General features: G+C 67.2%; 13 protein-coding genes. 9 read left to right on the plus strand and 4 right to left on the minus strand.

Annotated elements, in window-relative coordinates:
- Positions 1-97 precede the first annotated feature (97 nt).
- Entirely contained in the window at positions 98-931 is an 834-nt protein-coding gene (locus OG326_RS24955) for a DUF4389 domain-containing protein (RefSeq protein WP_327139545.1), read from the plus strand.
- Positions 928-1,746 carry an SDR family oxidoreductase gene (locus OG326_RS24960; RefSeq protein WP_327139546.1) on the plus strand — a complete coding sequence of 273 codons (819 nt, stop codon included), beginning with the start codon at positions 928-930 and terminating at the stop codon, positions 1,744-1,746. The genes OG326_RS24955 and OG326_RS24960 overlap by 4 nt, the downstream gene beginning before the upstream one ends.
- A gap of 77 nt (positions 1,747-1,823) precedes the next feature.
- Here OG326_RS24960 and OG326_RS24965 read toward each other — a convergent pair whose 3' ends face one another.
- Positions 1,824-2,006, minus strand: coding sequence for a hypothetical protein (locus OG326_RS24965; protein ID WP_327139547.1), 183 nt, complete (start codon positions 2,004-2,006; stop codon positions 1,824-1,826).
- 101 nt (positions 2,007-2,107) lie between these two features.
- Here OG326_RS24965 and OG326_RS24970 point away from each other — a divergent pair, with 101 nt between their 5' ends.
- A complete protein-coding gene (locus OG326_RS24970) occupies positions 2,108-2,842 on the plus strand; it encodes a molybdopterin-dependent oxidoreductase (protein WP_327139548.1) in 735 nt (244 codons plus the stop codon).
- Positions 2,826-3,452 (plus strand): cytochrome b/b6 domain-containing protein, encoded by a 627-nt coding sequence (locus OG326_RS24975; RefSeq protein ID WP_327139549.1) that lies wholly within the window; start codon positions 2,826-2,828, stop codon positions 3,450-3,452. Before OG326_RS24970 ends, OG326_RS24975 begins: the two co-directional genes overlap by 17 nt.
- Positions 3,453-3,471: 19 nt before the next feature.
- On the opposite strand, the gene OG326_RS24980 is transcribed toward OG326_RS24975, so the two are convergent.
- Positions 3,472-4,227, minus strand: a complete 756-nt coding sequence (locus OG326_RS24980; RefSeq protein ID WP_327139550.1) for a hypothetical protein — start codon at positions 4,225-4,227, stop codon at positions 3,472-3,474.
- Positions 4,228-4,322: 95 nt separating this feature from the next.
- Complete coding sequence (locus OG326_RS24985) at positions 4,323-5,240, minus strand: LysR family transcriptional regulator (RefSeq protein WP_327139551.1); 918 nt, start codon at positions 5,238-5,240, stop codon at positions 4,323-4,325.
- 109 nt (positions 5,241-5,349) lie between these two features.
- On the opposite strand from OG326_RS24985, the gene OG326_RS24990 reads away from it, so the two are divergent.
- The 5 genes from OG326_RS24990 (at position 5,350) to mgtA (ending at position 13,125) form a co-directional block, all read left to right on the plus strand.
- Positions 5,350-6,375: an ABC transporter substrate-binding protein gene (locus OG326_RS24990; RefSeq protein WP_327139552.1), complete on the plus strand. Its 1,026-nt coding sequence runs from the start codon at positions 5,350-5,352 to the stop codon at positions 6,373-6,375.
- Entirely contained in the window at positions 6,372-8,666 is a 2,295-nt protein-coding gene (locus tag OG326_RS24995) for a hypothetical protein (protein WP_327139553.1), read from the plus strand. The genes OG326_RS24990 and OG326_RS24995 overlap by 4 nt, the downstream gene beginning before the upstream one ends.
- Positions 8,667-8,684: 18 nt before the next feature.
- Complete coding sequence (locus OG326_RS25000) at positions 8,685-9,488, plus strand: ABC transporter ATP-binding protein (RefSeq protein ID WP_327139554.1); 804 nt, start codon at positions 8,685-8,687, stop codon at positions 9,486-9,488.
- Positions 9,478-10,323, plus strand: coding sequence for an ABC transporter permease (locus tag OG326_RS25005; protein WP_327139555.1), 846 nt, complete (start codon positions 9,478-9,480; stop codon positions 10,321-10,323). Before OG326_RS25000 ends, OG326_RS25005 begins: the two co-directional genes overlap by 11 nt.
- 198 nt (positions 10,324-10,521) lie before the next feature.
- Positions 10,522-13,125 carry a magnesium-translocating P-type ATPase gene (gene mgtA / locus OG326_RS25010; RefSeq protein ID WP_327146571.1) on the plus strand — a complete coding sequence of 868 codons (2,604 nt, stop codon included), beginning with the start codon at positions 10,522-10,524 and terminating at the stop codon, positions 13,123-13,125.
- On the opposite strand, the gene OG326_RS25015 is transcribed toward mgtA, so the two are convergent.
- Positions 13,122-13,475, minus strand: coding sequence for a response regulator transcription factor (locus OG326_RS25015; RefSeq protein ID WP_327139556.1), 354 nt, complete (start codon positions 13,473-13,475; stop codon positions 13,122-13,124). The two genes, mgtA and OG326_RS25015, sit on opposite strands and share 4 nt — an antisense overlap.
- Between the last annotated feature and the right edge of the window lie 42 nt (positions 13,476-13,517).

Consider the following 13,517-nt stretch of genomic DNA (forward strand, 5'->3'; position numbering starts at 1 on the left):
TCGGCCATGGCGGCGCGGTTACCGGTCGATCAGCACACTCCGAGTTACATTTCGCTCACCTGACCGCTGCTCGACCGTGAAAGCGAGCGTAATGACCATGAGCGAGACCTGGCCCGGCGAAACCTGGCCTGCCCCTGGCGAGACCCTGGTCGAACTGGATATCTTTCCGCCCGAACAGCATCGCCGCTGGACCGTACTGCTGCGCGCGCTGCTGGTGATTCCGCAGGCGATCGTGCTGTGGTTCCTCAGCATCGCCGCATTCTTCGTGGTGGTGTGCGGCTGGTTCGCCGCACTGGTGACCGGGCGCCTGCCGGACTGGTGCGGTGACTATCTGCGCGGCTATTTCGCCTACACCACACGGGTTTCGGCGTATTCGATGCTGCTGGTCGACGCCTACCCGCCGTTCGCCTGGAACCCGCCGGACTATCCGGTGCGCGTGCTGTTCCCGGCGCCGACACCGCTGAATCGGGTGGCGGTGCTGTTCCGGCTGGTGCTGGCCTTCCCGATTCTGGTGTTCGCCAGCTGGCTCATGACCGGCTGGGCGATCATCGCGATCGTGCTGTGGCTGATCGTGCTCATCACCGGCCGCATGCCGCGCTCGGTGTTCGAGGCCACCGCGGCGGTGCTGCGCACCCAGATTCGGACGCAGGCCTACACCTATCTGCTGACGCCCGCGTACCTGAAGGGCATCTTCGGCGATCAGCGGCCGCTGCCGGTCGCCATGCCCGATGCGCCGTGGATCGAGCCGGTGCCGCAGTCGCCGACGCGGCCGCTGCTGCTCTCACAGGGCGGTCAGGTGCTGCTGATCCTCATGCTCATCCTCGGCATTGTGGCGGGCCTGCTGGAGAACGTGGTGGGCGGCAGCAGTTCCGACGATGACATCGATTCACTTGCTTGGAGTGCACTCCAGGTCACTACCGTGATCGCATGAGCAAAGTTTGGTTCATCACCGGAGTCTCACGAGGATTCGGCCGCGAGTGGGCACTCGCGGCATTGGAGCGAGGCGACAGCGTCGCGGGCACCGCGCGCGATCTGAGCACGCTCGACGATATCGTCGGCAAATATCCCGATACCTTCCTGCCGATCCGGCTGGATGTCACCGACCGCGACGGCGACTTCGCCGCGGTACAGCAGGCAGCCGAGCGGTTCGGGCGCCTGGACGTTGTTGTCAACAATGCCGGATACGGACAGTTCGGCATGATCGAGGAGCTCACCGAGGACGAACTGCGGGCGCAGTTCGAAACCAATGTCTTCGGCGCGCTCTGGGTCACGCAGGCGGCCGTGCCGATCCTGCGGGCGCAGGGCAGCGGGCACATCCTGCAGGTCTCCAGCATCGGCGGCATCTCCGCCTTCCAGAACCTCGGCGCGTACCACGCGTCGAAGTGGGCGCTCGAAGGGTTCTCGCAGTCCCTCGCACAGGAAGTCGCGCCGTTCGGCATTCATGTGACGCTCATCGAACCCGGCGGTTTCGGCACCGACTGGTCCGGTCCGTCGTCCAAGCACGCCACCCCGAATCCGGCCTACGATGCGGCCCGCGCGGCCCGGGCCTCGCAGCGTTCCGGCATGCCCAGCGGTGATCCGACCGCCACCGGCGCCGCGATTGTGGCCGTGGTCGATGCGGACGAGCCGCCGCTGCGCATCTTCCTCGGCGAGGTCCCGCTGGCCATCGCCACCGCCGATTACGAGTCGCGGCTGGCGCTGTGGCGCAAGTGGCAGCCGGTTTCGGCTGCCGCACAAGGCAACTGACGTAGGTTCGACAGAGCAGGGTGCCCGCGGTGGGGCACCCTGCTCTGCTGTCCGTTGTCGTAGCGAGTGCTGTTCGGCTAGCGGCGATAACCACGCACTGCGAGGAGGATCCCGGCGATGAAGACGACCGGGCCGATGATGGACCAGGTGACGGTATTGCTCATCGGGCTGCCCGAGACGACGCCGAAGCCCTGCAACGACCAGAGCAGGCCGGCCAATCCGATGATGACGCCGAGCGCTACGAGAATGGGGCTGCGCATGAGCTGCCTTTCGGTTGCACCGCGAGGGGCGGCGAATTCTGATTCCACACTAACCGCCACCGGATGCGCGGGCGCGGTGACTATCGGTGGATAGTGGAGGTGTGCCAGCAGAAAAGCCTTCCGAGCAAGATCGCCTCGGCGCGCCGGTCGGGCGTCGTGTGGTGCTCGGACTGCTCGCGGCCGGGGCGGCGGGTGTGCTCGGCGGGGCTCAGCTCCAGAAGGGTCTGGAGGCGGTGCTCGGGCCGATCGGCATCCATGATCCGACCGGACTGGTCGGACTTCTGCCGGTGGGCAATACCTTTCGCTTCTATTCGGTCACCAGCGGCGCTCCCAAACGCGATGCGAGCAATTACCGGCTCGATATCACCGGGCTGGTGGACAACAAGCGCACCCACACCCTCGCCGATCTCCAGGCCATGCCGCAGACGAAGCTGGTGCGCGATTTCCAATGCGTGACCGGGTGGCGGGTGCCCGAGGTGCACTGGAGCGGCGTGCGGCTCTCGGATCTGCTCGATGACGCCGGGGTGAGCAGCGCGGCGACGGCGGTGCGATTCACCTCCTTCGACGGGACCTATTCCGAGAGCCTCACCCTCGCGCAGGCGCGGCGCGCCGATGTCCTTGTGGCACTGGAGATGATCGACGGGCCGGTCACCCATAATCACGGTGGGCCGGTGCGCCTGTATGTCGCGCCGATGTACGGCTACAAGAGCTGCAAATGGCTTTCCGGGATCGAGCTGACCAGTGAGGTGGTTCCGGGTTACTGGGAACACCGGGGTTACTCGATCGACGGCTGGGTCGGGCAGTCGAACGGACGTAATGATGACCCGACCAGCTGACGCGGCCGAGCGCGACCTGCACCGGTTCGGCCGAGTCGAGCGCTGGGTGCACTGGGCGACCGGGGTGCTCGTGCTGATCTGCATTCTCACCGCCGCGATCCTCTACAACGGTTCGCTCGCGGTCATGGTCGGCAACCGGCACACCGTCGAAATCATCCACGTCTATTGCGGATTCGCGCTTCCGGCGCCGATCCTGCTGGGCCTGGCGTCCCGGGCCTATCGCGCCGATCTGTCCCGGCTCAACCGTTTCACCAAGGCCGACTGGCTCTGGTTCCGCTCCAAACGCCGCCGCCTGACCGGCGCCGAGGTCGGGAAATTCAATGCCGGACAGAAACTCAACGCGGCACTGAGCGCCGGATCGATCTTTGTCCTGCTCGGCACCGGCATCGTCATGTACTTCCCGAACTGGACCCAGCTGGCCTGGCGCACCGGCGCGACCCTGATGCACGACTGGTTCGCCCTGGCCTTCGGAATCCTGGTGGTGGGCCACCTCATGTACGCCCTGCGCGACCGAGAAGCCATGCGTGGCATGCTGACCGGGAAAGTATCCGAGTCCTGGGCTGCCCACGAACATGAACTGTGGGCAGCCGAGCACGACGAAGAGGCGTAGCGGTCCGCGCGACAGCCGTCTATTCCACTGCGACAAAACGCAATTCGAGTCCGCCGAGGGCAACCGGATCGGCCGCCTTCAGAGTGGTGGCGGCACTGTCCGGATCGGCCACCGCGACAACCAGCGCCTGCACACCGTCAGCCTCGGCGGCGACTATGCGAAGCGCCGGACCGGCGGGGAACCGCCACCGGCCGGGTCCCGATCGCGGTAGCGGATCGAGCAATTGCCGCCAGCGCCCGGCGGCGGCGTCCGGATCGGTCGCACCGATCACTATCTCCTGTACCCGCCGCACGCCGAGCCTCCCACCGGACACCGCGGCGAGCGCGCCCGCACGCCACTCCAGATCGATCACTCGCGGATCGTGATATTCGCAGGCGAACACGGTGGTCCGAATATCCGAAAGCCCTTCGAACGCAACGTTTGTGAACTGAACGCCGCCCGGCGGACCGAACGTCAGCGGCCCATCATGGCCGATGCCCCGCCGGTCGATCTCGGCCAGCCAGGAATCGTCGATATGGGCGGCAGGCGTGAACGCGATGCCCTGGACGCGCGCGGGTGTACTCGCCCGGAAAGCGCCACTCAACTCACTGTCGGCGACGAACTCCAGATTGAGATTGCCGAGATTCACCGCCCCGCTGGCGAATCCGCCATAGTCGGAGTAAGGCCACGCGCTCGGCAATCCGAGATCGATGAGCAGCTGCATCCCCGCGGCCGCCGCGGCCAGCGGTACGAAAACATGATCGATCCGATCGATCAGCGCAGTCGAATGGTCCATCGGACCATAGTGCCCCTCAGGCCAGACGAATTCAGTTCCCGCTTCCCAGGTGTGGACCGAAGTCGTTGTGGACAAGAGGGATTCGCGCGGGCCGTTCAGCTGTCGGGTTCGGTGGTGGCGGGGGCGGGGAGGAGGCCGGCGGCCAGGTCGAAAAAGGCTCGGGCGGCGGGGGATTGGGGGCCGTCCTGGCGGTGGACGAGGGCCACGGTGCGGTGTAGGTCGGCGTCGGTGATTTCGAGGACGCGGGGTTTGGCGGAGCGGCGGGTGGCGGCGCGGGCGATCGAGCGGGGGAGTACGGCGATGCCGAGGCCGAGGGCCGCGAATTTGATCATCTCCTCCACGCGCACGACTTCGAAGACCACGCGGCGGGTGACACCGGTGCTGGCGAAGCAGTGGTCGACTTGTTCGCGCAGTCCGTAGCCGGGTGGGAAGTCGATGAAGCGTTCACCGGTCAGGTCGGCCACCGAGACCCGGCCGGAGAGTGCGTGGCCCTCGTGGACCAGGCCCACCAGATCCTCGACCAGCAGCGGCCGGGCACGGAGCTTGGGAGGCAAGGGTTTCGGCGGCAGTCCGAGAATCGCCATATCGAGTTCGGCCGAGCGCACCTCCTCGACCATGCGGTCGCTGCCGCCGCTGCGCAGGGCCACTTCGACGCCGGAATGCCGAGTGTGGAAGTCGCGCAACAGCATTGCCATATCCAGCGTGAGCGGCGGGCATTCCATCATGCCGACCGCCACATTGCCGCGCAGGACGCCCCGGAGCGCATCGGCCTCCGCCCCGAGCAGGTCGACATCACCGAGGACCCGCTCGGCCAGCGGCAGCAGCTGCGTGCCTTCCCGGGTCAGCCGGACCGAGCGGGTGGTGCGCTCGAACAGCTTCACGCCGAGTTCGTCCTCGAGTTTGCGGATCTGCTGGCTCAGGGCCGACTGCACCACGAACTCACCGGCGGCGGCCGCGCTGAAGCTCCCGGTCCGCGCGATGGCCCGGAAGTAGCGCAACTGTCGTAACTCCATGCGATTAGTCAATCACAGTGATAACTGCTAGCACTTTCATGTCTTTGACGCATGAATCGCGGCCTGCGAGTCTGGGGTCTCGGTGATACCCAGGGAAAGAAGTGCTCAGATGTCGCGCCCCACACTCCGTTTCGCAGCGCTCGCGGTGATCGCCGCGGCCGCACTGACCGGTTGCTCCGGAAGCTCGCAGGACCCGGGGCACGTCACCCTGCGACTGGGCTACTTCCCGAACCTCACCCATACGACGGCGATCCTGGGCGTCGAGGACGGGACGTTCCAGCGCACGCTGGGGTCGACGACGAGCCTGGAAACCGCGCGATTCACCTCCGGGCCGCCCGCCATCACCGCGATCATGTCGGGCGCGCTGGACGCGGTATTCGTCGGCGCGACGCCCGCGATCAACGCCTTCGACAAGACGAAGGGCAATGTCCGGATCATCTCGGGGGCGACCTCGGGCGGCGCGGTATTCGTGGTCCGGCCGGGCATCAATTCCGCGGAGGACCTGCGCGGTCGCACCATCGCGGACCCGGCGCTGGGCGGGGCGCAGGATGTGGCGCTGCGGTACTGGCTGCAACAGCACGGGCTGCGCACCGGGACCTCCGGGGACGGCGATGTGCACATCACGCCGCAGGACAATGCGCAGACCGCCGCCTCCTATGCCAGTGGAGCGATCGACGGCGCGTGGGTGCCGCAGCCGTATGCGACGCTGCTGGTCAGCAAGGGCGCGCATGTGCTGGTCAATGAGCGCACCCTGTGGCCCGACGGCAAGTTCAACACCACGAATCTGCTTGTCACCTCGGCATTCCTGAAGGATCACCGGGATGTGGTCGTCGCGCTGCTGCGTGGCCTCATCCAGGAGACCGGTCAGGTCAATGCCGATCCGGCGGCGGCCCAGCACCGTGCCAATACCGCGATCGCGGCCATCAACGGCAGTGGGCTCGGCGAGGCCGATCTGGCGTCCGCGTGGTCGGATCTGACGTTCACCGTCGATCCGCTGCTGGGCACCATCGGCGAGTACGGCAAGCGCGGCGCGAGTGTCGGAGTCCTGCCGGCCGGCGACCTCACCGGCCTGGCTGATCTGGGTCCGCTGAACGAGGCGCTGCACGCCGAGGGCCAGACGGCGGTGACCGAATGATCAACCCGCGCAACCAGACCGGCGCTCGGTATCACGACTGCACCGACGCGGCCGTCAGCCGCGTCATCACCGAGGAAGTGCGGGCCCTGCCCTTCCTCGGCGAACTCACCACCGAGACAACAGCACTCACCGCCGGCGAGCTCGGCGAACTCGTGCTGCGCTACACCGTCGGCAGCTCCGGCATCGCCGACAGCGGCTGGCTCAAACTCTGCTTCAAGTACTACTCGGACTGGGATCTGCAGACCATCGATCCGGCCGGGCGCGACTATGCCACAGCGGAATTGGCGCATCGCAGCGCCCTCGGCGGGGCGAGTGCCGACAGTCTGGCCACGGTACGGCGCCTGCGCACCCGGTACGACGTCAAGGGCGGCGAACGGCCCTTCCAGAAGGCGCTGCTCATCCACCTCGAGGACGGATTCGTGCGGCCCGGCGACGAGATCGTCATCCGGCTCGGCGATCGGCGCGGCGGCGGGCCGGGCACCAGGGTGCAGACCTTCGTCGAAGAGGTCTTCACGTTCCGCATGTACGCCGATATTCTCGGGACGTCGCGGATGGGGCATGTCGGTGATGTCGGGATCGGCATTGTCGCGGCCGCGGCCGAGCGGCTCGTCGTCGCCGGGCCGCGCCTGGTCCGCGCCGGTGCGAGCGCACCACTGCGGGCACATCTGGAAGACGCCTGGGGCAATGTCGCCTGCGACAGTCCGGCCCGGGTGGAAGTCACTGCGGGAGAATGGCATTCCGAGGTGTCTCTGCCGACGCAGGGCTGGGCTGCGGCGACGCTCGAACTCCCGGCGCAGCCCGTCGGGACCTATGACGTCCGCGTCGCGGCGGTGCTGCCGGACGGTCGGCAACTCACCGAGATCCGCACCGTGGACGTGGTGGCGGACCTGCCGGGAGAGCGCGCCTATTTCGCCGACCTGCACGTGCACTCCGACGACACCGTCGGCACCCAGGACAGCGCGTACAACTTCGCCTACGGCCGCTGGGTCGGCGGGCTCGATGTGCTGGGGTACACCGCCAACGACTTCCAGATCACCGAGCAGGCGTGGAAAGACGTGGTGGCCCTGTGCCGCGAGGTCTCCGAGGACGGGCGTTTCGTCTGCCTGCCCGGTGTCGAATGGTGCGGTAATTCCGCGGTGGGCGGCGACCACAATGTCATCTATCTCGGCGAGGACACCGAGCTGGCCCGGTCGCTGGAATGGCACGACTCCATGACCAGCCGCGCGCCCACGCCCGAACACTGGCCGATCACCGAGCTGTACGACGCCTACGCCGCCAATCCCGACGATTATCTGCTCATGCCGCATCTCGGCGGGCGGCGCGCCATCCTCGACTGGCATCATCCGGAGCTGGAACGACTCATCGAGGTGCATTCGGCGTGGGGTACGGGCTCGTGGTTCCTGCGGGAGGCGATGAGCCGCGGATTGCGAGTCGGGGTGAGCGCCAATAGCGATGAGCATCGCGGGCGGCCCGGCAGCGGTGCGCCGGGCGCGAATATCTTCGGCGGACGCGGCGGGCTGACCGGTGTGCTGGCGCCCGATCTGACGCGCCCCGCGGTCGGCACGGCTCTGCGGGCGCGCCGGACCTGGGCGACCACCGGCGCGCGGGCCGTCGCACTGCTGCGGGCCGGTGACCAGTGGATGGGTGACGAACGTGCTCGGGGGACCGAGGAATTCAGCGTTTCCTACGCGCTGTACGGCGAGACGGCCTGGGAGCAGGTCACCGTCTTCGATACCGAAGGGCCGCTGCTGCACCGCAATCTGCACGCCGAGCAGGGTTTCGCGCCGGACCTGGTCCGGATCCGCTGGGGCGGGGCACGCCATCGCGACCGCTACCGGTGGGCCTCGTGGACGGGACGAATCACCGTGGACGGGGCCGAGATCGTCGCGGCCGATCCGTGGGCGACCATGCATCAGGAGCAGGCCGTCACCCTGAAGGACGGGCGAATCGACTGGGCCAGTGCGACATTCGGCAACGATACCGGCGTCGTACTCCGGCTGGACCGGATCGAAGGCGTCCGGATCCACCTCGAAGCCACGATCGCTGAAGAAGCACGCACCGAACAGTTCGAGGTGCCTGTGGCAGACCTCAGCGAGGGCCCGGTGCGCCACGACATGGGCGGGGCCGGACTGCATGTCACGGTCGAGCGGATCTCCGGTAGTGCGCTGCCCTCGACGCTGACCGGTGAGCTTCCGGTGCGCCTGGGCGGCGGCGACAGCGCGCTGTACCTGCACGCCCGGCAGGCCGACGGTCACGAGGTCTGGACCAGCCCACTGTTTTTCACGTCCTGAACGGAAAGGGACCTCACCATGGGTGGCACACAGCACGCCGTCACCGAGCTCGCCCAGCGCGAGCTCGGTGCGGCGCTGCGCCTGAGGGCCGTGTCGAAGGTGTACGACCAGGGGCGCGCGCCGGTGCTCGCCCTCGATCGCGTGTCACTGTCGGTGACGCCCGGCGAATTCGTCTGTCTGATAGGGGCTTCCGGGTGCGGTAAGAGCACACTGCTGTCGATTGCCGCCGGTCTCGACGACCCGACCGCCGGGACGGTCGAGACCGGGTCGCCGTCCGGTGCGGCGAAAGTCGGTCTGGTGTTTCAGGATCCGGCACTGTTTCCCTGGCTGACCGTCGCGGGGAATATTCGCCTGGCCCTGCGCGCCGCGGGCGTACCGCGTGCCGACCGGCCGCACCGGATCGCCGAACTGCTCACCATGGTCCGGCTCGAGGGATTCGGCGACCGGCGACCGCATCAGCTGTCCGGTGGCATGCGCCAGCGTGCGGCCATCGCGCGGACACTGGCGCAGGATTCCGATGTGCTGCTCATGGACGAGCCGTTCGCCGCACTCGACGCCATGACCCGCGACCTGATGCACGACGAACTCGAAAGAATCTGGCGTGAAAGAGCTTTGAGCGTCCTGTTCGTCACCCACAACGTCCGCGAGGCGGTGCGGCTGGGGGACCGGGTCATTCTGCTGTCCAGTCGCCCGGGCCGCGTCATCGAGGAGTACGACGTGGCGCTGGACCGGCCGCGCCGCATCGACTCACCGGAGGTGGCCGTGCTGGCCGCCGAGATCACCGATCGGCTGCGCGAAGAAGTGGGACGCCATGGAGACTGACCGGCAATTGCGGGCCCTGGACGCACTCGAGACGACATCGGTTGCGCGGGCCGGTCTCGCGCGCCGCCTCTGGTCGTCCACCTGGCCCGTACTCGCCGCGGTCGCGCTGGCGATAGGCGTCTGGGAGCTGGTGGTGCTCAGCGGCTGGAAACAGACCTGGGTGCTGCCCGGGCCCGGCGAAGTCCTGCCCCGACTGTGGCACGACCTGGCCGAACCGGGATTCTGGGCGGGGCTCGGACTCACCATGCGCCGCGCCCTGATCGGATTCGCGGTCGCGGTCGGCGTCGGCACGGTGCTCGGGGCGGTGGCGACCCGGCCGCGTTCGCTGCGGCTCGCGGTCGGCTCACTCATCACCGGTCTGCAGACGATGCCGTCGATCGCGTGGTTCCCGCTGGCCATCCTGCTGTTCCAGCTCAGCGAGAGCGCGATCCTCTTCGTCATCGTGCTCGGCGCGGCACCCTCCATCGCGAACGGTCTGCTCACCGGCATCGACCACACCCCACCCGCACTACTGCGCGCCGGGCGAGCGCTCGGGCTGCGCGGCATCGAATGGTATTGGCAGCTCCTGCTTCCCGCCGCACTACCGGCGTTCGTGACCGGTCTGAAGCAGGGCTGGGCGTTCGCGTGGCGCAGCCTGATGGCGGGTGAGCTCCTCGTCATCATCGGCCATCACACCTCGCTCGGGGTGCGGCTCGAATACGCCAGACAGGCGAACGATTCCGTGGAAATGCTCGCGACCATGATCGTGATCGTCACCATCGGCATTGTCATCGACCGCCTCTTCACCGCCGCCGACCACACGATTCGCAGCCGCCGAGGCTTGATCGCCGACTGACGTGTGATTGCGTAGACCTACAACGTTGACAGCACGGGGTGCACGGCGTCTACTGGGAAGAAGCCCGGCTCGGCCTTCGGATGCCGGGCACTGTCTTCGACGACCAGAGAGGCCGAAATCCCGGTCACCGTAAGGAATTCCGTCCCTCCTCGGCGCGCAACCGCCGCCGAGCGGCTCACGGACCCATCCACCACCGGAATCGTCTCCGCCGCAACAACACCCGTCACCGACCTGCTGCGGCAGCTGGGCGCCGAGGCCGGCTCCGGCTTGTCGGCCGCCGAAGTACTGCGGCGGCAGTCGCAGTGGGGTCCCAATGCGGTGTCCTCGCATCGAGCCCGGCTGCTGCCGGTCATCTGGCATCAGGTGCGATCACCGCTGCTGGCGCTGCTGCTTGTCGCGGCGACCGCGTCCTACTTCGTCGGCGAACGCAGCGATGCCCTGGTCATCGGTGTGATCGTGGCACTGTCGGTCGGTCTCGGGGCAGTGAACGAATACCGCGCCGAGGCCGCCGCGGCCGCCCTGCACGACCAGATCCACCACGAGACGGTGGTGCTGCGGGACGGCCGGGCGGGCGAGGTCGACGTGACAGAGCTGGTGCCGGGAGACCTGGTCGACCTGAGGCTCGGTGACATCGTCCCGGCCGATCTTCGCCTGATCGAGGTCACGGGCCTGGCCTGCGATGAATCGGTATTGACGGGCGAATCCCTGCCGGTCGACAAGAACATCGGCGTCTCACCCGCGCATACCGCATTGGCGGAGCTGTCCGGATGCGCGCTCATGGGCACCGTCGTCAATGCCGGCAGTGCTCGCGGTGTGGTTGTGGCCACGGGCGCGCGCACCGAATTCGGCAAGATCGCGGCGGGTCTGAGCACGCATCCCGTCGATACCGAATTCCAGGTCGGATTGCGGAAGTTCTCGATGCTGCTGGTCTATGTGGCTGGGGGACTGACCACTTCGATCTTCGTGACGAATGTGGTGCTGCACAAACCGGTCATGGACGCACTGCTGTTCTCGCTGGCGATCGCGGTCGGCATCACCCCGCAGTTATTGCCCGCGGTGGTGTCCAGCAGTCTCGCCGCCGGATCGCGGCGCATGAGCCGCCGCAAGGTCTTGGTCAAACGGCTGGTCTGCATCGAGGATCTCGGCAATGTCGATGTGCTGTTCACCGATAAGACCGGGACGCTCACCGAGGGGCACATCAACTTCCACCACGCGATCTGCGCGGGTCCGGGCGAACCGGAGTCCGTCTTGCGATGGGCGCTGTTATGCACTGAGCGCAGCGGAGATTCGGGTCATATCGTCGGCGGGAATCCGCTCGATCAGGCGTTGTGGGAGGCGCCGCAGGTCGCGGCACAGCAGTCGGCGCTGCGCGCGTACACCAGGCTCGGCGTGCTGCCCTTCGATCATGAACGCAATATGGTTTCCGTTCTGGTGCGCGATGTGGCGGAGGGGCTGACCTTGATCGTCAAGGGCGCTCCCGAAACCGTGCTCGGCCGCTGCCTCGAGGTTCCTGCCACGGCCCGGACGGCACTGGATGCGGAATTCGCCGCGGGCAATCGCGTCATCGCCGTCGCGACCCGCGAAATGCAGGACAACCATCCACCGACCGCCGGCGACGAACGCGACCTGAATCTGGCAGGCTTCCTGGTTTTCCTGGACCCGCCCAAATCCGATGCGGCAGTGGCATTGCGGCGACTGGCGAGCCTGGGGATCTCGGTCAAGGTGGTCACCGGCGACAATCCGGCCGTGGCGGCCAAGGTCTGTCTCGATCTGGGACTCGGCGCGGGCGTACTGACGGGTGCGGAGGTGGACGACCTCGACGACACCGCGCTGGCCGCCGCGATCACGACCACCACGGTCTTCGCTCGCATCAGCCCCGCGGCCAAGGCCCGCATCGTGCGGGTGCAGCGGCACAGCGGGGGAGCTGTCGCCTTCCTGGGTGACGGCGTCAATGACGCGCTCGCCCTGCACGCGGCCGATGTCGGAATCTCCGTGGACTCGGCCACCGACGTCGCCAAGGATGCCGCCGATGTGATTCTGCTGGAGAAGAATCTGGATGTGCTCGCCGACGGTGTCGGCGAGGGGCGCCGCATTTTCGCCAACACCATCAAGTACGTATTGATGGGCACCTCCAGCAATTTCGGCAATATGTTCTCCGCCGCGGGCGCCTCGCTGTTCCTGTCGTTCCTGCCGATGCTGCCCTCGCAGATCCTGGTCAACAACCTGCTCTACGACACCAGTCAACTCGCCATCCCGACCGATAATGTCGATGAGGAGCAACTGCGCCGGCCCGCGCACTGGGATGTGGCGTTCATCCGCCGCTTCATGATCTTCTTCGGCCCGCTGAGTTCGGTGTTCGACTTCCTGACCTTCGGTGTCATGCTCTGGGTCCTGCACGCCGGAGTGACGGAGTTCCGCTCCGGCTGGTTCGTCGAATCGCTGGCCACCCAAACGCTGGTGATCTTCGCGATCCGTACTCGCCGAATCCCGTTCTTCCGCAGCCATCCCAGCCTGCCCCTGACCCTGGCGGCGTTCGGTGTTGTGGCGCTCGGCGCGGTGCTGCCCGCCACACCGCTGGCGCACACCTTCGGATTCAGCCCACTGCCGCCCGCGTTCTTCGCCGCGCTGGCCGCCATGGTTGTCGGCTATCTCGCGCTGATCGAGATCGGCAAACGGATCTTCTATCGCACGGCCGCCACCACCACAACACCGCGGCGCCGCTACAGCAGGAGTCGTGCACTGCGCCGCCGCGCCGCCCGATTCAGCACCGCCGATAAAATCCTCGGCCGCGAGGCGAATTAGGCAATATCTGTCGGGCTGGTGAGGCGGGTGTGAATTCGAGTGAGCAACTCACCGGTCCGGAATGGCTTCAATAGATAGTCGGAGGCGCCGGCCGCCATCACCAGTTCGATGAAATCCGGATCGGTTTCGTCGGCGAGGACCACAATCGGCACCACCGTGTGCCGGCGCAGCTGGAGGCAGATCTCCGAGCCCCGCAGATCGGGAAGTGCGAGGTCCACCAGCACCAGGTCCGGGTGCCAGGAATCGGTGGTGATGAGCGCCTGTCCGCCGGTCGAGGCCGGCATGGCGTCGTATCCCGCCTTCGCCAGGACGATGGCCGCCATTTCGGCCACCGCGGGATCGTTTTCCACGATGAGCACCTTGACGAGCTCGGAATTACTTCGGCCGAGGGG

This window comes from Nocardia sp. NBC_01327, from assembly GCF_035958815.1.
In the GTDB taxonomy this organism is placed as follows: domain Bacteria; phylum Actinomycetota; class Actinomycetes; order Mycobacteriales; family Mycobacteriaceae; genus Nocardia.

What these genes read in the sequence shown, in the direction of transcription:
- OG326_RS24975 (WP_327139549.1), top strand. Translation starts at nt 2,826, where the DNA reads ATGACCCGACCAGCTGACGCGGCCGAGCGCGACCTGCACCGGTTCGGC.
- OG326_RS24965 (WP_327139547.1), bottom strand. Translation starts at nt 2,006, where the DNA reads ATGCGCAGCCCCATTCTCGTAGCGCTCGGCGTCATCATCGGATTGGCC.
- OG326_RS25005 (WP_327139555.1), top strand. Translation starts at nt 9,478, where the DNA reads ATGGAGACTGACCGGCAATTGCGGGCCCTGGACGCACTCGAGACGACA.
- OG326_RS24980 (WP_327139550.1), bottom strand. Translation starts at nt 4,227, where the DNA reads ATGGACCATTCGACTGCGCTGATCGATCGGATCGATCATGTTTTCGTA.
- OG326_RS24985 (WP_327139551.1), bottom strand. Translation starts at nt 5,240, where the DNA reads ATGGAGTTACGACAGTTGCGCTACTTCCGGGCCATCGCGCGGACCGGG.
- OG326_RS24960 (WP_327139546.1), top strand. Translation starts at nt 928, where the DNA reads ATGAGCAAAGTTTGGTTCATCACCGGAGTCTCACGAGGATTCGGCCGC.
- OG326_RS24990 (WP_327139552.1), top strand. Translation starts at nt 5,350, where the DNA reads ATGTCGCGCCCCACACTCCGTTTCGCAGCGCTCGCGGTGATCGCCGCG.
- OG326_RS24995 (WP_327139553.1), top strand. Translation starts at nt 6,372, where the DNA reads ATGATCAACCCGCGCAACCAGACCGGCGCTCGGTATCACGACTGCACC.
- OG326_RS25000 (WP_327139554.1), top strand. Translation starts at nt 8,685, where the DNA reads ATGGGTGGCACACAGCACGCCGTCACCGAGCTCGCCCAGCGCGAGCTC.
- OG326_RS24955 (WP_327139545.1), top strand. Translation starts at nt 98, where the DNA reads ATGAGCGAGACCTGGCCCGGCGAAACCTGGCCTGCCCCTGGCGAGACC.